The following is a 15,843-nucleotide window of genomic DNA, read 5'->3' as shown; positions in this document are numbered from 1 at the left end:
TATATCTTTCCTGGCCATGGTATCGCATGCGCATCGTAACGTGCGGTTTCGTTGCCTGCCTGGAAATACCCACCATCTTCAAGGCCGAACATGTTACGCTTCCCGAACCGATTCGCGGGCATTTGCCCGATGACCGCGAGCGTCTGCTTGCGCAGCTCTCTCGTCTTGTGGAAGATGCCAGGGCTGGGAAACTTGATCGGTTCCGTCAGTCGGTGATGAGCCTGTAGGGTCGTAGAGGCTACAATGCTCTGCGGAAGGGCGAAGATATGATTTTAAACACGGGTGCGCGCACCGACATACCGCAGTACTATGCAAAGTGGCTGCTCAACCGCTTTGCGGAGGGCTACGTGCTGGTGCGTAACCCGCTTTTTCCGCACAAGGTGACGCGCTATGCGCTGAATCCCGAGCAGATAGACCTTGTGATGTTCTGCTCGAAGAATTACGCCCCGCTTCTTGCGGGGCTTCCTTCGATTACCGAGCAGTATCCCACCTATTTCCACTACACCATTACCGCTTACGGGCGCGATATCGAACCAGGCGTTCCTTCTATAGAAGAGAGCGTCGAGACGCTGTTGCGTCTCGAGCGTATCGTGGGTGCGCGGCGCATTGCCTGGCGCTACGATCCGGTGCTCGTAACGCCCGCGTATTCGGTCGAGCGCCATCTTGAGACGTTTGAGTATCTTTCCGGTCGGCTAGCGGGGCATGTTGATCGCTGCATTTTCAGTTTCGTCGAGCGCTATAAGAAGCTCGAGACGAATATGCCCGAGTTGCAGGAAGTGTCGGACACCGACAAAGAGCGGCTTGCGCGTGGCATTGGGGAAATTGCCCGCCGACATGGGTTGTGGGTGCAAACGTGCGCAACCAAGGAAAGCTGGAGCCGCTATGGGATTCACCAGTCGGGCTGCACGACCCTCGATATCCTGGGGCGGGCCAACAGCCTCGCATTTCGCAAGCTGAAGCACCCGGGGCTTCGGGAAGGCTGCGGGTGCTATCCGAGCCGCGATATCGGCGCCTATGAGACATGCCCCAATGGCTGTCGTTATTGCTATGCCAACAAGAGCCACGCTGCGGCTGCGCGAAATTATGCGGCGCACGACCCCGCTTCGCCGCTGCTTATCGGAACGATTGGTCCCGATGACGAGATAACCGATGCCGATCAGCGCAGCCTCCTCGCAACTTCCTCGGGCCAGCTTTCTCTTGGAATCTAGCGCGCATCCCGTCTCGGTGACGCTTCCCCAACCTACCTGCGGAGGCGCGGATATGTTCTGCTACAATCGAAGGGAACGTTAGTCCAGAAGCTTAGATGCGCGGGGGCGAGGGTGTATGGCGACGGTAGTGACATGCGAAACATGCGGTTCAACCGATTTCGACTTGCATGACTATTGCTCCGTCATGGTGCTCAGCTCCGAACGCGCATTGTTCACGCTGAAGTGTCCGAAGTGCGGAACGAAGGTCACTACGCTTTCGCCCATACCTCAGGACATGCGTTCAGGTATAGCGGCTGCTGCGCGCAAGATGAATGCGGGCATGGGCGGCTGCGAGACGTCTAATCGATAGACGCGGCCTGCGGGTCGCGTTGCGTCCCCAGGAAACACAATGCTCAACGATCTCTATCACATGCTCGACCCCGTAGCTTTCACGCTGGGGCCCCTATCCGTGCGCTGGTATGGCCTTGCCTATGTCGTCGGCTTTTTCTTTGCGGCGCTGGTCATTTCCCGTACGGCAAAGCGGTGGGGCGTGCGCGTTACATCCGACGACTTGTCCACCATCCTCATCTGCGTGGTCGTGGGCGTTATTTTCGGCGCGCGTTTGGGTTACGTGCTGTTCTATGGCGATGGCTACTACCTGACCCATCCCTTCGAGATCCTAGCGTTTTCCCAGGGCGGCATGAGCTTCCATGGCGGCCTGATTGGCGCGCTGCTTTCCGGTATCGTGGCGGCGAAGATCTGCGGCATTCCGTATACCACGCTTGCCGACCTGGGTTGCATCGCTGCTCCCATTGGCTTGTTCTGCGGTCGCTGCGCCAATTTCATCAATGGCGAGCTATGGGGTGCCCCCACCGACCTGCCGTGGGCCGTCGTGTTTGGCGGCGCAGCTGGTTCCGTACCGCGTCATCCCTCGCAGCTGTATGAAGCCCTGCTGGAAGGCGTGCTGCTGTTTATCATCCTGTTCGCCCTTTCGCGCAAGACGCCCCCGCGCTCCCGCGGCACGTTCCTGGGCGTGTTCATGCTGCTGTACGGCGTGTTCCGCTTCTTGGTGGAATTCGTGCGCCTGCCCGATGAGCAGCTGGGATATCTTCTGGGCACGAACTGGCTTACCATGGGCCAGGTGCTTTCGCTGCCGCTTATCATCGCGGGCATCTGCATGCTCATCTGGGTTTCCCGAACGCACCTGCCTCAGCAAGGCCATCCCGAAGCTAAGGACGAGGCGGAAGACGTGCAGGGTTCCCCCGAAGCGTAGCGTCTGCATGGCGAAGCCGTGCGTCTCAGTTTAGTAACGCGTACGTAGCCTCCTTTCGAATGGCAATTTGCATGCGCTAGCATGAATCCCATGTACATGGTGTCGGAGAAGGAGGAACCATGGCCCTTGCTTTCTATAAATGCGCCAAGTGCGGCAATATTGCCGTGAAGCCCTACGATTCGGGTGCGCCGCTTTCCTGCTGCGGTCAGAAGATGGAAGAACTCACGGCGAATACCGTCGATGCCGCCAAGGAAAAGCACGTTCCCATGGTTACGGTGAATGGCCCGCAAATCGATGTCGTTGTGGGCGAGGTGGAGCATCCCATGCTCGAGGAGCATTACATCACCTTCATCTGCCTGGAAACGCAGAAGGGGTATCAGTTCGCTCCGCTCAAGCCTGGCATGAAGCCTGCGGCATCGTTTGTCGTCGCCGACGACGATGCTCCCGTTGCGGTGTACGAATACTGCAACCTGCATGGTTTGTGGAAGGCCGAGATCTAGGCGTTTCGCCTCTTGGCTTCGAAGCCCGCTGCTCCCTGCGAGTGGCGGGCTTTTGCATTGCAGGCAAGGCATGTTCCCTTGGGGAAGGGGCGTGCTGAGGCGCGTTGTTCGTGTGCGTATGCGGTATCATCGATGCCATGAAATCTGAACGAGTTGATATATGCATTGTCGGCGGCGGGGCTTCGGGCCTTGCTGCCGCTATTACGGCGGCGCGCGCAGGACGTAGCGTCATTGTGCTGGAGTGCGATTACGAACACGGGCGCTCCATCAAGCGTACGGGCGATGGGCGCTGCAACATTGCGAATGTTCATACGCATGCGGGCTTGTATCGCAACGAATGCTTTGTCGAGCAGGCATTTCGCGCCTGCTCCCCCGAACGAGCGCTGGCGTTTTTGGAAAGCTGCGGCTTGGTGCTGCGACAGGAATCTGAAGGCCGTCTGTACCCCCAGGCCAACAAGGCGACGTCGGTCGTGGATGCATTGCTTCTTGCGGCACAACGCGCAGGCGTGCGCATCGAGCTAGGGTGCAGCGTAACGAGCGTGCTTCTGTATGGTGACGCGTGGCAGGTCGCCTACGATCGTATGCAGCTGCCGCAGACGAACAAGCGCGTTACGGCGCGCGATCTTGCAGCCGCCCGCGCGCATGCTCAGACCATGCAGCTGCAGGCATGCAGTGTGGTGTATTGCGCGGGAGGCAACGTTCCTTCGTCGGTGTTGCCCGCCAACGTGCAGGTGCGCCCTTCGGTGCCCGTGCTTGGGCCCCTTGCCACCGATGTTGCCCCCATCGCTGGCCTCGATAAGGTGCGCGTGAAGTGTGCGCTTCAATCGGGCGATGTGCGCGAAGAGGGGGAAGTCACGTTTCGCGAGTACGGCGTTTCCGGCATTGCTGCCTTCAACCTGTCTCGTCTCGTGCGGCCGGGCGACGTCATTGCCATCGATTTCCTGCCTGCGTGCGAAGGTGATTCCGCCGAAGCGCTGCTGCAGCGTCGCCTTGGCGTCATGGAGCCGTGCACGGCGGAGGAATTCTGCGTGGGCATGCTCCTGCCCGAAGTTGCGCACGCGGTGTTGCGCGCGGCGGGCCTGAAGGGGCACGAGCCCATGAGCCAGACGGGCGTGAGCCAGCTGGCTCGCACGTTGAAGGCGTTTCCCCTTGTGGTGAGAGGGCTGGGAGACGAGCGTCTCTGCCAGGTGCATCGGGGTGGCGTTGCCGTGGAGGCGGTGAGCCCCGAAACCATGGAGGTTGCCGGTCAGCCTGGGCTGTACGTTTGCGGCGAAGCGCTCGATGTGGATGCCCCTTGTGGTGGCTATAACCTGCACTGGGCATGGGCGAGTGGCATTGTCGCTGGAGAGGCGGCGAGCGCGCGATGATTAGGGTTCCCAACGTACGATGCTCGCTCGACAGCGAACGAGAGACGCGAGGCGATGCCCCGTTTACGGAAGGCGCGCTCGTGCGTGCCGTGGCGAAGAAGCTGGACGTTTCGCCCAGCCAGGTGCTTTGGGTGCGCACGCTGCGTCGCAGCATCGACGCCCGTAAGAAATCCGACGTGCACTTCAACGTGACCGCATGTGCGTGCCTGCGGGGCGAGCAAGCGGAAGCTGCTGCCGTGCAAAGCGGCAAGGCGCAAGCATATCGCGAACCCGCTCCGCTTGCGTTTCCTCAGTTGAACGTTTCGGACGAATCGCGCCCCCTGGTGGTGGGCGCGGGTCCTGCGGGGCTATTCTGCGCGCTCTACTTGGCGCATGCCGGCTTGCGCCCGCTGCTCGTGGAGCGGGGCGATGCCGTGGAAGAACGCATGCGCATCGTGAATGCGTTCAACGAAGGCGCGCCACTCGACGTGCATACCAATATCCAGTTTGGCGAAGGTGGTGCAGGCACGTTTTCGGACGGCAAGCTCACCACGAATACCAAGCATCCTCTTACGCCGTATGCCCTGCAGTGGTTCGTGGAGGCGGGTGCGCCCCAGGATATCCTGTGGGATGCGAAGCCCCATATCGGCAGCGATGTCCTGCCTGGGGTCGTTCGATCATTGCGCGAGCGCATTATCGATCTGGGTGGCGAGGTGCGCTTTGGTACGCAATTGGTGGATGCGCGTTTTGCGGAAGGAAGGCTGCGCGAAGCCGTTTTGGAAGACGTGCACACCGGCGAGCGTTCGGTGATGCCCGTGGCGCGCATGGTGGTGGCCTGCGGCCATTCGGCACGCGACACATTCGAGGCGATTCGTGCATGGGGTCTGTTCATGGAGCAGAAGCCCTTTTCTATGGGTGTGCGCATCGAGCATCCTCAGGCTCTGATCAACCAGTCGCAGTGGGGGTCGGCGGCTAGTCACCCCGCGTTGCGCAATCGCGCAGCCGATTACAAGATGGCCATTCACGTGAATAAGCGTCGCAGTGCGTATACGTTTTGCATGTGCCCTGGTGGCACGGTGGTTCCCGCGGCAAGCGAGGAGCATTCGGTTGTCACCAACGGCATGAGCGAGCGTGCACGCGATGGGCGCAACGCCAATGCTGCGCTGCTCGTGAACGTCGATCCAGCGGATTTTGGCTCGAGCGATCCGCTTGCGGGCATGTATCTGCAGCGCGAGGTTGAGCAGCGTGCGTTTCGCGTTGCCGTGGAAGCGGGTGGTGCCCCCTATTCTGCCCCTGCTCAGGCGGTGGGCGATTTCCTGGCCAGCATGCATCGTCCCGCCTCGAAGGGTGCGGGCTGCTCAAACGTACAGCCTACGTACGCCCGTGGCGTGGTGCAGGTGCAGCTGCAAGATGTGCTGCCCGCTTTCGTGTGCGAAACCCTTGCCGACGCGCTTCCCCAGATGGAGGCGCGCCTGCACGGGTTTGCCTCGCCCCAGGCCGTTATGACGGCTCCTGAAACCAGGTCGTCTTCGCCCGTGCGCATGTGTCGTGGCAACGATTGCCAGGCATTTCTAGGGACGGAAGCATCGCGCAATCGGGCAGGGGCGACGGGTGTGTACCCCTGTGGCGAAGGCGCGGGCTATGCCGGCGGTATTGTCTCTGCGGCAGCCGACGGCATGCGCGTGGCTCAATGCATTGTGAGCGAGCTTGCTTTGGGCTCTGCCGCGGAAAGCGCGGGGGAGGGTGCCTGCGATGAGGCATGCGCCAAGAGCACTGACGTGGCGAAGGCCGTGGCTGCATTGCGTGCTGGTAAGGCCGTTGCGTTTCCTACCGATACCGTTTTTGGCTTGGGGGTGGCAGTGGAGCATGTTTCGTCGCCCGAAGAGCTCTATCGTATAAAGCGCCGCCCTGCGAACAAGCCCGTGGCGTGGCTCGTGCGTGGCGTGCATGACCTAGGCGTCTATGGTGAAAGCGTTCCCGCGTATGCCTACGACCTGGCGCAACGTCATTGGCCGGGTGCGCTTACGCTTATCGTGCGTGCAAGCGATGCCGTGCCGCAGGCGTATCAGTCGGCCCAGGGCACCATTGCATTGCGCATGCCCGATAGTGCGGTTTCGCGGCAGCTTATGGACCTCGTGGGCTGCCCACTTGCCACGACGTCCGCGAATGTGTCGGGGGAGGATGCCCCCGCAAGCGCCTCGGCTCTGTCTTCTGCTGTCGTATCGGGTGCTGCCGTGGTCGTGGGCGGTTCGGTGCGTGCAAGCGGTGTTGCGTCCACGGTGGTGGACTGCACGGGGGATGCCCCCCGAATCGTGCGTCAGGGCACGGTTGAAGTTAAGGCAAAAACGGCGAAAGCCGACCAATAGGCTACCTGTAGTTGCAAGGAGGACCCCATGCAGGAAAGGGAACAGGTGGATCAGGCTAAGGAGGCCATCAAGCGCGAGGAGTTCTACTTCGATTCCTCCGATGGCGAGACGGGCATTAGGGTGCTTGCCTGGATTCCCGCCACCGCGCCCCGAGCTATCGTGCAGATTGCGCATGGCATGGTAGAGCATATCGAGCGTTACGACGACTTTGCTCGCATGCTTGCCGCGAGCGGATACGTGGTGTTCGGCAACGACCATATTGGCCATGGCAAGAGCGTGGTGCACGTGAGCGAACTGGGAGAACTGCCCGTTGGCGGCAACGACATCATGATCTCCGACGTGGATGCGCTGCGTCGCATTGCGCAGGATCGCTTCCCGGGCATCCCTTACGTGCTGTTTGGCCATTCCATGGGCAGTTTCATCGCGCGCTGCTATGCGGGCCGCCATGGTGCGGGTTTGGCGGGGCTTATCCTGTGCGGATCGGGCGACCAGCCGCGTCCCGTTGCGTTTGCCGGCGAGCGCCTTTCCCGACTTATCGCGCGAGCAAGTGGATGGGATTATCGCAGCCAGTTTCTTCATAACATGGCCGTTGGGTCCTATGCGAAGCGCATTCCGGATGCTACCTCTCCGTTGGCTTGGCTTAACACGTCGGAAGAATGCGTGAAGCGCTATGCCGACGACCCCGCGTGCGGTGCGATGTTTTCCGCGGGTGGCTATGCCTCTCTGCTCTCTCTCGTGCTTGAAGCATCTTCTTCGGGGTGCCTGCATGGCATTCCCTCCGAGCTCCCCATCTTGTTTGTCTCGGGTTCGTGCGATCCCGTGGGAGATATGGGCAAGGGCGTGAGGAACGCTGCTGCGGCGCTGATCGCGTCCGATCACTCCGATGTTGAGGTGCGTATCTACGAGGGCATGCGCCACGAGATCTTGAACGAGCCCGCCCACGAGTTGGTATACGCCGACGTGCTGGATTGGCTGGAGGAGCGTCTGTGAGCAAGTACGTTATCGCGCTGGACCAGGGCACCACGTCGTCCCGCGCCCTCCTTGTCGACCGCGATTGCATCGTGCGCGGCGTGTACCAGATGACCTTCACGCAGCATTATCCCCAGCCTGGTTGGGTAGAGCACGATGCGCTCGAAATCCTTTCGACGCAGCTTTCGGTGCTGCATGACGTCATGGATGCCTTTGCCGTGCAACCGAGTGACGTGAATGCCATCGGCATTACCAATCAGCGCGAGACCACGGTGCTGTGGGATCGTCGCACGGGCGAACCCATTGCCCCTGCCATCGTGTGGCAATGCCGCCGTACGGCACCCATCATCGAAGAGCTTTGCGCCGACCCCGCCCTGCGTGAGCGCATTACTGACACCACGGGACTCATTCCCGATGCGTATTTTTCGGCGAGCAAGATTGCGTGGCTGCTCGATAACGTGCCGGGCGCGCGTGAGGCGGCCTGTGCCGGCGATATCCTGTTCGGAACCATCGATACGTGGCTCATTTGGAACCTTACGGGCGGCGCCGTGCATGCAACTGATTACACGAACGCCAGCCGCACCATGCTCTTCGATATTCATGCAGGCGAATGGTGCGATTGGCTCTGCGAGCTCTTCAACGTGCCGATGGCCATGCTGCCCGAGGTGCGCCCTTCGTCGTCGCATTTCGGCGTCACGGCTGGCAGCGTGCCTGCGGCTTCGCGTGCGGGTTCATTTTCGTTTCCCTCCATTCCCGCGGGCATTCCCATCTGCGGTGTGGCGGGCGACCAGCAGTCGGCCCTGTTCGGACAGTGCTGCACGCGCCCAGGCGATGCGAAGAACACCTACGGTACGGGATGCTTTTTGCTCATGCACACGGGAAACGAGGCCATTCGTTCGAAGAACAACCTGGTTACGACGATTGCTGCCAGCGAGCCTGGCGTTTCGGGCCTGGAGTATGCGCTCGAGGGTAGCGTGTTCATGGCGGGTGCGCTTATCCAATGGCTGCGCGACGAGCTGAAGATGATTGGCTCCGCCTCGGAAAGCGAGCAGTTGGCGCGTAGCGTGCCCGATACCGCGGGAGTCTACATCGTGCCTGCGTTTACGGGCTTGGGCGCTCCCTATTGGGATGCCCAGGCGCGTGGGGCAATCTATGGGCTCACGCGGGGCGCGAATCGCGCACATATCGTGCGTGCCGCGCTCGAGGCGCTGGCGTATCAGGTGAGCGACCTCATGACCAGCATGGTTGCCGACGCGGGCGTGCGTGTGGAAACGTTGGCCGTCGACGGTGGCGCCGCGCGTAATGACTTCCTCATGCAGTTCCAGGCCGACATCCTGGGCTGCAGGCTCGTTCGTCCCGCGAATGCGGAAACCACGGCGGCGGGTGCGGCGTTCCTGGCTGGCCTGCATACGGGTTTCTGGAAGGATATGGACGAAATTCGCAGCAAGCGCGTCATCGAGAACGTGTACTCTTCCCAGATGGATGCCGCTCGGCGTGCTCAGTTGCTCAGTGGCTGGAAGTCGTGCATCGAACGCACCAGGACGAATCAAACCGTTGAATGACATGTTCGGGGCTGAGTCGTCCCTTTTGCTATCATTGAACCATCATTTCTGGTTGAAATTGGGTTCATCGGAGGGGGATGTCGTATGGCCGAGGGAGCTGAGAATTCCGCAAGCAAGGAAGTCGATTCGGGGCGCGCCGACCGCGCGCGCATAACGCGCGGGGCCCAGCTTGACGCTGCCGAAGCGGTTGCTATGGCCGGTGTTGCCATGGAATCCGACGCCGAGGCCGACGAGGCACGGCGTGAGAGCTTCAAGGCCGAGCGCGCGGGTGATCGCGCGGCCGCCAAGGAGGCGCGTGCCCGAGAGCGCGCGGCGCGTAAGAGGGCCAATGCCGACCATGCGGCTGCCACGAAATCGGCGCGCCAGGCCTATCAGGCCATCAAGTTCAGCGCGCCGAATAAGATGGGCTTCATGCGCGTCGTGCAGGTCCTCTTCGCAGTTCATATCTTCTTTACGCTCGTTGGTTTGATCATGTCGTCACGAGACACCGTGGTCTACAGTTCTTCGAACGTGCTCGATTGGTTCATGATCGTCTTCGAGGGCGTGGCTTTCTGGCTGTTCGTGAATCGCTACAAGATCGCGCGTCCCTTCGTAATCGCCATGGCGGTTGTGGCAATCGTGGTGCCCGGCATAGCCTCAGCCGTGGCTGGTGATTTCTCGCTACTCAGCACCATTTTCGGCTCGATCTACTACGTCTTCCTCATCTTCTACTTCATCTTCTCCAAGCGCGTGAAGGCAGTGCTCGTTAACGACGTATCGTTCTATCGGGATAAGGCGGACAAAGAGGAATTCGTCATCAACCGCCGCGGATGGCCGTTCGTGCGCAACCTCATCATGTACTTCATCGTGTTCTCGGTGCTGGGGCATTGGATGGAGGCTGGCATGTGCCAGTTCATTCGCTTGGGCATTGTGCAAGGCGAATACGATCCAACGAATACGATGTTGTGGCGCGATTGGCTTTATCCGTACCCCATGGAGGGCGCTGCGGTGGTCATCATCGCGCTGGCGCTCTACCCCCTGCTCCAGTGGCTGAAGAAGAAGTTCAATAACCGCATCATCCCGTACGTTATCAGCTTCGTTGCCAATGCCCTCGTGTGCTCGCTCATCGAGTTCAGCATGGGCCTCATCGTCAATGCCGATTTGCAGCTGTGGAACTATAGCGACAACTTCGGAAACATCATGGGGCAGGTGTGCTTGCAGAACGCTCTCGCCTTTGGCGTCGCGGCTTCCATCATTGCCTGGTTCGTCTATCCACTGCTCGAGCGTTGGATTGCGCGCGTTCCGCGCGACATCATGAACATTGCATTCGTGGTGATATTGGTCTTTGGCGGAATCCTGTGGTCGCTGTACCTCATCGACCCTCCGCAAAATCATGCGAACGATGGCGCGTTCGATACCCCAAGGGAGCAAACGGCGTCCGATAGAGAAAGCGAGTCCTATCTCTTTTCCCTTACGATGGGGTCATCGACCCTTGAGGAGATGAAAGAGGATATCGAGAATTCGCAGACGCTTACGCCCGAACAGAAGGAAACCGCCCTTCGCCATCTTGACGAGGCGTTGAGTAATCTGAAGGATGTCGAAGCAGATATTGGCGTCGAACAGCTCGAGGCCGCATCGTAGCGCTTTGGGATGTGCGCATATGCGAAGAGGGGATCCGTTGCAAAACGGATCCCCTCTATCGTTTGACTGTTGCTATGTGGCGCGCGGTTTACTTCGTGCCGAAGATGCGGTCGCCGGCATCGCCCAGGCCGGGCACGATGTAGGCGTCGTCGTTCAGGCGCTCATCTACGGCGCAGGTGTAAATCTGTACGTCGGGATCGGCATCGAGTACGGCGCGCAGGCCTTCGGGTGCGGCCACGAGCACCATGAGCTTCAGCTGCTTGACGCCCTGTTCGCGCAGGTAGCGGATGGCGTCGATGGAAGAACCGCCTGTGGCGAGCATGGGGTCGACGATGAGTACGTAGCGGTTAGCGATGTCGTTGGGCAGCTTGCCATAGTACACGTGCGGCACGTGCGTTTCCGGGTCGCGGTACATGCCCAGATGGCCAATGTGGGCCGAGGGGATGAGCTCGAGCATGCCGTCGACCATGCCCAAGCCAGCGCGCAGAATGGGTACGATGGCAACATCGTGGCCTGCGTCGACGTGGTAGCAGGTGGTCTTGCAGATGGGCGTTTCCACTTCGACCTCTTCCAGGGTAAGGTCACGCGTGGCCTCGTAGCCCTCGAACAGGGAAAGCTCTTTCACGAGCGTGCGGAATTGGCTGCAGGGCGTGTCCTTGCTGCGCAGAATCGAAAGCTTGTGGAGCACCATGGGGTGGTCGACGACGGTTACGCGCGGGCCGAATTCTTCGAGCACAGTCATGTTGATACCTTCCTGTTTTGTCGTAATGCTGGTAGTAGTATACCGCGCGTGCCTATAATGGCGCCGTAAACGGACGTATGCATGCCGAATGCATGGCATAAACGAAGGGAAAGCGCACATGGTTATCTCGATGGGCTCCGATCACGCTGGGTTCGAGCAGAAGGAACAGCTGAAGGCATACCTGCAGCAGCGGGGCCACACAGTGCTCGATAGGGGCTGCGATAGCGCCGATCGCGTCGATTATCCCGACTTTGCGCTTCCCGTTGCCCAGGACGTGGCCGCGGGCGAAGCCGAGCGCGGCGTCCTCGTGTGCGGAACGGGCATTGGCATGGCCCTGGCCGCCGACAAGGTGGCGGGCGTTCGCGCTGCCAACATCATTACGCCCCAGTTCGCGGCCCTGTGTCGCGAGCATAATGATGCGAACGTCATTACGCTTTCCGGTCGCTTCGTGAGCTTCGAGACGAATTGCGAGATTCTCGACGCCTTCCTCTCCACGGAATTTGGCGGCGGTCGCCATGCTGGCCGCGTTGAAAAAATCATGGGCCTCGATTAATTCGCCCCACGCTTCTTATATTGTGTCCTGCTGCTATCACTGTCTATGTGTAGTAGCCGATATCGGGGGTTCCTAATCGCCGCGGGAGTGCTAGCATGGCACGCATACTACTTCGAGCGAAAGGAACGCCATGCCATTTCAGTTTATTGACAAGACTGATCCGCAAGTTGCTGCCGCCATCAGCGAAGAGCTGTCGCGTCAGCGTGGTACCATCGAGCTCATTGCTAGCGAGAATATCGTTTCACCTGCGGTAATGGAGGCCATGGGCAGCGTGCTCACCAACAAGTACGCTGAAGGCTATCCGGGCAAGCGTTACTATGGCGGCTGCGAGAAGGTCGACATCGTCGAAGACCTGGCGCGCGATCGCGCGAAGGAGCTCTTCGGCGCCAAGTTCGCCAACGTGCAGCCCCACTCCGGCGCTCAGGCCAACTACGCTGCATACGCTGCCATCATCAAGCCGGGTGACACCATTCTGGGCATGAGCCTCGATAACGGCGGCCACCTCACGCATGGTTCGCCCGTGAATTTCTCGGGCAAGCTGTATCACGTGGAAGCCTATGGCGTGGGCGAAGACGAGCGCATCGACTACGACGCGCTCCAGGCTCAGGCCGAAGAGGTGAAGCCCCAGGTCATCGTTGCCGGCGCGAGCGCCTATCCGCGCACCATCGATTTCGAGCGCCTGGCTCAGATTGCCCATGGCGTGGGCGCCTACCTCATGGTCGACATGGCTCACATTGCCGGCCTGGTTGCCGCGGGCGAGCATCCCAGCCCCGTGCCCTATGCCGACATCGTCACCACCACCACGCACAAGACGCTGCGCGGTCCTCGTGGCGGCCTGATCCTCACCAACGATGAGGCCCTGGCCAAGAAGATCAATAGCGCCGTGTTCCCTGGTACGCAGGGCGGCCCGCTCATGCACGTTATCGCCGGCAAGGCCGTTGCCTTTGGCGAGGCTCTGAAGCCCGAATTCAAGACCTACATCCATAATGTGGTTGTGAACTGTGCGGCTATGGGTCGCGGCATGACGGACGGTGGTCTTCGTCTGGTCTCCGGTGGTACCGACAACCATCTGTGCCTGGTCGACCTCACGCCTGCCGATGTCACGGGTAAGGATGCCGAGCGCGTCCTCGAGGAAGTCGGCCTTACGGTGAACAAGAACACCATCCCCAACGAGACGCGTTCTCCGTTCGTGACCAGCGGTATTCGCGTTGGCACGGCTGCGGGCACCACGCGTGGCTTGAACGAGGAAGAGTTCTACACCATTGGCTCCTGCATTGCCGATGCGGTGTTCGCCTTCGCTCGCGACGATTCCGCCGCGCTGGCTGCTACGCGCGAGCGCGTGCAGGCCATCATCGATGCGCATCCGCTCTATCCCGAGCTCGACTTCTAAGTCGAAACGCATAGTTACGTTTTGGGGTGGCCGGCATGCGTCGGCCACCTCGTTTTATGTCGGTGGGTTTTCGGAAGTGTGAATGCTCTTCTATATGTCGTATGGGGGAGTATAATGCTCGCAATATATCCGAGGCGTAATGGCAGGGGAAGCAATGGAACAGGGTATCGATCGTCCTTCGTGGGACGAATACTTCATGACGCTCGCCGATGAGGTGGCTACGCGTTCCACATGCCTGCGCCGTTCGGTTGGCGCGCTCATCGTGAAGGATCGTCGCATTCTGGCAACGGGCTACAATGGCGTTCCCAGTGGCTTGCGCCATTGTTCGGAAACGGGGTGCCTGCGTCAGCAGCTCAACGTTCCCAGCGGCCAGCGTCACGAGATTTGCCGTGGCTTGCATGCCGAACAGAACGCCATCATCCAGGCGGCGCGCTATGGCATCGATATTTCTGGCGCGTGCATCTACATCACTACCCAGCCGTGCGTGGTGTGCGCGAAGATGCTCATCAACGCTGGCATTAGCGAGATCGTGTACAAGAACCCGTATCCCGACGAACTTTCCGCCGAACTGCTTGCCGAGTCGGGCATCAAGATGCGCGTGTATGACGAAAGTGCGAAATAGCGCCCGCGTTGCATGTGAACCTTATGGACCAGATGCGCCCCAGCACATCCGCTGGGGCGCATCTTTCATGCATTTATATATACGGGCTTACGAAAGGCGCATGTAATACGTAACCCTTTATGGGCGATATTATGCATTTCTGTGAAAATACGGCTCACTTATCCAGTTTTTTACGCTTTCTTTGGGGCCACATCCGAAAGTTCGTTATGATACGTACCGTTGTTTTGAGTCTGACGAGAAAGTGTAGACGTGGCGTTACCTATCGTCCTTGGTGTCATTCTGGGAGCCCTTGGCTTCCTGCCTCTGCGAGGCGCGCTTACGGCCGCTCGTAAGGTCACGAGTACGTCTAATTTTTCTCATGCCAGTATTCTGCTGCTGGCGGTTGTCGGCTCATCCATCATTTTGTTCGGTTCGGCTGTGCTCTGTATCGTGCTCAGTCGTAGCAATGTTCTTCCCTTTGTCGGGGGAGAGGTCGCCGGCATCGTAGTCTGCGCCCTCGGTTTCGGCATTTGGAAGGCCGTATCAAGCGGGAAATAGGGAAAGGCATATAGTGGACGCGCTTACTCAGCTAGCAAATTCCGTTCCTGAGCTTCAGGAATCCCTGCAATCTCAGACCGTATTCGGTCCTGTGACCACCTTCACGCTGTGGATGGTCATCGTGTTCGCGCTGGTGCTCGTTCTTGTGCTCACCGCCGCGAAGAAGCTCACCCTGGTTCCGAACAACAAGTTCGTCAACCTGGTTGAGTATGGCTACGAATTCGTTCGTCGCGACATGGGCGAAAACGCCATTGGCCATGGCTACGAGAAGCACATTCCCTTCCTGGCCACGCTTTTCTTCTTCATTCTTATTTCGAACTTTATCGGCCTGGTGCCGGGCTTCAAGACCCCCACGGGCACGCTGAACAATACCTGGGCGCTGTCTCTCATCGCCTTCGTTTACTTCAACTACTACGGCATCAAGACCAAGGGTGGCTGGGGTTACATCAAGTCCATCGCTCCTTCGGGCCTGCCCGTGGTGATGGTTCCCGTCATCTGGTTCTTCGAGCTCATCTCGCTGGTGCTGCGTCTGCTCACCCTGGCCGTGCGACTCTATGGCAACATGTTCGCTGGCCACATGGTGCTCGGCATCTTCGCTCTGGCATCCAGCATCTTCCTTACGTCGGCCATCGCGGGTGGCGGCATCGTTCCCGGTGTCATCTCGCCCCTGTGGTTCGTTTTCCTCATCGCAATGTATGCGCTTGAGACCCTGGTAGCCTTCCTGCAGGCGTACGTGTTCACCATTCTTTCCGCGGTGTACATCTCGCTTGCCACGAGCGCTCACTAGGCCGCCTGCTCGCGGCGTCACGCGAGTCTTCTATCCCGGATCTATGTCGGCGGGTACACAGTCGGCAGATCATATATATCAGCTTGATTGCGAAGCGGTTTCGCAATCGAACAAAGGAGGAACAAGTGGAAACTATTTTCACCATCGCCGCCCTTAAGGTAGTCGGCTATGGCCTCGGCGCCATTGGGCCTGGCATCGGCATCGGCGTGGCCACCTACGGCTGCTGCGTTGCTACCGCTCGCCAGCCTGAACTGGCCGGTCGTATCTTCACCAACTTCATCATTGGTGCTGCTCTGGCCGAGGCACTGGCCCTCATCGGCTTCGTGCTGACGTTCATTATGTAAATTCAACCTTATAACGGATTCATCTGCCGTAATAAGGCTGAAAGG

At 59.7% G+C, this 15,843-nt stretch carries 17 protein-coding genes; 16 read left to right on the top strand and 1 reads right to left on the bottom strand.

Annotation, left to right across the window (positions count from 1 at the left end; genetic code table 11):
- The first annotated feature begins 26 nt into the window (after positions 1 to 26).
- The 10 genes from AAY81_RS08225 to AAY81_RS08180 all read left to right on the top strand — a co-directional run bounded on the left by AAY81_RS08225 (position 27) and on the right by AAY81_RS08180 (position 10,823).
- Positions 27 to 227 (top strand): hypothetical protein, encoded by a 201-nt coding sequence (locus AAY81_RS08225; protein WP_066663818.1) that lies wholly within the window; start codon positions 27 to 29, stop codon positions 225 to 227.
- A 39-nt stretch (positions 228 to 266) separates the two neighbouring features.
- On the top strand, positions 267 to 1,208 hold the full coding sequence (locus AAY81_RS08220; RefSeq protein ID WP_066663816.1) for a DUF1848 domain-containing protein: 942 nt from the start codon (positions 267 to 269) through the stop codon (positions 1,206 to 1,208).
- A gap of 115 nt (positions 1,209 to 1,323) precedes the next feature.
- Positions 1,324 to 1,557, top strand: coding sequence for a hypothetical protein (locus AAY81_RS08215; protein ID WP_066663814.1), 234 nt, complete (start codon positions 1,324 to 1,326; stop codon positions 1,555 to 1,557).
- Between the two features lie 39 nt (positions 1,558 to 1,596).
- On the top strand, positions 1,597 to 2,460 hold the full coding sequence (gene lgt / locus AAY81_RS08210) for a prolipoprotein diacylglyceryl transferase (protein WP_066663812.1): 864 nt from the start codon (positions 1,597 to 1,599) through the stop codon (positions 2,458 to 2,460).
- A gap of 119 nt (positions 2,461 to 2,579) precedes the next feature.
- Entirely contained in the window at positions 2,580 to 2,960 is a 381-nt protein-coding gene (locus AAY81_RS08205; protein WP_066663809.1) for a desulfoferrodoxin family protein, read from the top strand.
- A 110-nt stretch (positions 2,961 to 3,070) separates the two neighbouring features.
- Positions 3,071 to 4,327, top strand: a complete 1,257-nt coding sequence (locus AAY81_RS08200; RefSeq protein WP_143117313.1) for an aminoacetone oxidase family FAD-binding enzyme — start codon at positions 3,071 to 3,073, stop codon at positions 4,325 to 4,327.
- A complete protein-coding gene (locus AAY81_RS08195; RefSeq protein ID WP_066663805.1) occupies positions 4,324 to 6,672 on the top strand; it encodes an L-threonylcarbamoyladenylate synthase in 2,349 nt (782 codons plus the stop codon). The genes AAY81_RS08200 and AAY81_RS08195 overlap by 4 nt, the downstream gene beginning before the upstream one ends.
- Before the next feature lie 27 nt (positions 6,673 to 6,699).
- Positions 6,700 to 7,662, top strand: coding sequence for an alpha/beta hydrolase (locus tag AAY81_RS08190; RefSeq protein WP_066663802.1), 963 nt, complete (start codon positions 6,700 to 6,702; stop codon positions 7,660 to 7,662).
- Positions 7,659 to 9,203, top strand: a complete 1,545-nt coding sequence (glpK, locus tag AAY81_RS08185; protein WP_066663798.1) for a glycerol kinase GlpK — start codon at positions 7,659 to 7,661, stop codon at positions 9,201 to 9,203. Before AAY81_RS08190 ends, glpK begins: the two co-directional genes overlap by 4 nt.
- Positions 9,204 to 9,287: 84 nt before the next feature.
- Positions 9,288 to 10,823, top strand: a complete 1,536-nt coding sequence (locus AAY81_RS08180) for a putative ABC transporter permease (RefSeq protein WP_066663796.1) — start codon at positions 9,288 to 9,290, stop codon at positions 10,821 to 10,823.
- An 88-nt stretch (positions 10,824 to 10,911) separates the two neighbouring features.
- Here the strand turns inward: AAY81_RS08180 and upp are convergent, their stop codons facing one another.
- A complete protein-coding gene (gene upp / locus AAY81_RS08175) occupies positions 10,912 to 11,565 on the bottom strand; it encodes a uracil phosphoribosyltransferase (protein ID WP_066663794.1) in 654 nt (217 codons plus the stop codon).
- A gap of 118 nt (positions 11,566 to 11,683) precedes the next feature.
- Here upp and rpiB point away from each other — a divergent pair, with 118 nt between their 5' ends.
- The 6 genes from rpiB (at position 11,684) to atpE (ending at position 15,798) form a co-directional block, all read left to right on the top strand.
- Entirely contained in the window at positions 11,684 to 12,118 is a 435-nt protein-coding gene (gene rpiB, locus AAY81_RS08170; RefSeq protein ID WP_066663790.1) for a ribose 5-phosphate isomerase B, read from the top strand.
- 130 nt (positions 12,119 to 12,248) lie between these two features.
- A complete protein-coding gene (gene glyA, locus AAY81_RS08165; protein WP_066663787.1) occupies positions 12,249 to 13,508 on the top strand; it encodes a serine hydroxymethyltransferase in 1,260 nt (419 codons plus the stop codon).
- A gap of 154 nt (positions 13,509 to 13,662) precedes the next feature.
- Positions 13,663 to 14,130, top strand: a complete 468-nt coding sequence (locus tag AAY81_RS08160) for a deoxycytidylate deaminase (protein ID WP_066663780.1) — start codon at positions 13,663 to 13,665, stop codon at positions 14,128 to 14,130.
- A 249-nt stretch (positions 14,131 to 14,379) separates the two neighbouring features.
- Positions 14,380 to 14,667 (top strand): hypothetical protein, encoded by a 288-nt coding sequence (locus AAY81_RS08155; RefSeq protein ID WP_066663778.1) that lies wholly within the window; start codon positions 14,380 to 14,382, stop codon positions 14,665 to 14,667.
- Positions 14,668 to 14,680: 13 nt separating this feature from the next.
- Positions 14,681 to 15,454, top strand: coding sequence for a F0F1 ATP synthase subunit A (gene atpB / locus AAY81_RS08150; RefSeq protein ID WP_066663775.1), 774 nt, complete (start codon positions 14,681 to 14,683; stop codon positions 15,452 to 15,454).
- 125 nt (positions 15,455 to 15,579) lie between these two features.
- A complete protein-coding gene (gene atpE / locus AAY81_RS08145; protein ID WP_066663772.1) occupies positions 15,580 to 15,798 on the top strand; it encodes an ATP synthase F0 subunit C in 219 nt (72 codons plus the stop codon).
- Positions 15,799 to 15,843 lie beyond the last annotated feature (45 nt).

The sequence above is a fragment of the Denitrobacterium detoxificans genome (assembly GCF_001643775.1).
Lineage (GTDB): Bacteria > Actinomycetota > Coriobacteriia > Coriobacteriales > Eggerthellaceae > Denitrobacterium > Denitrobacterium detoxificans.
This window is presented reverse-complemented; position numbering and strand designations above follow the sequence as displayed.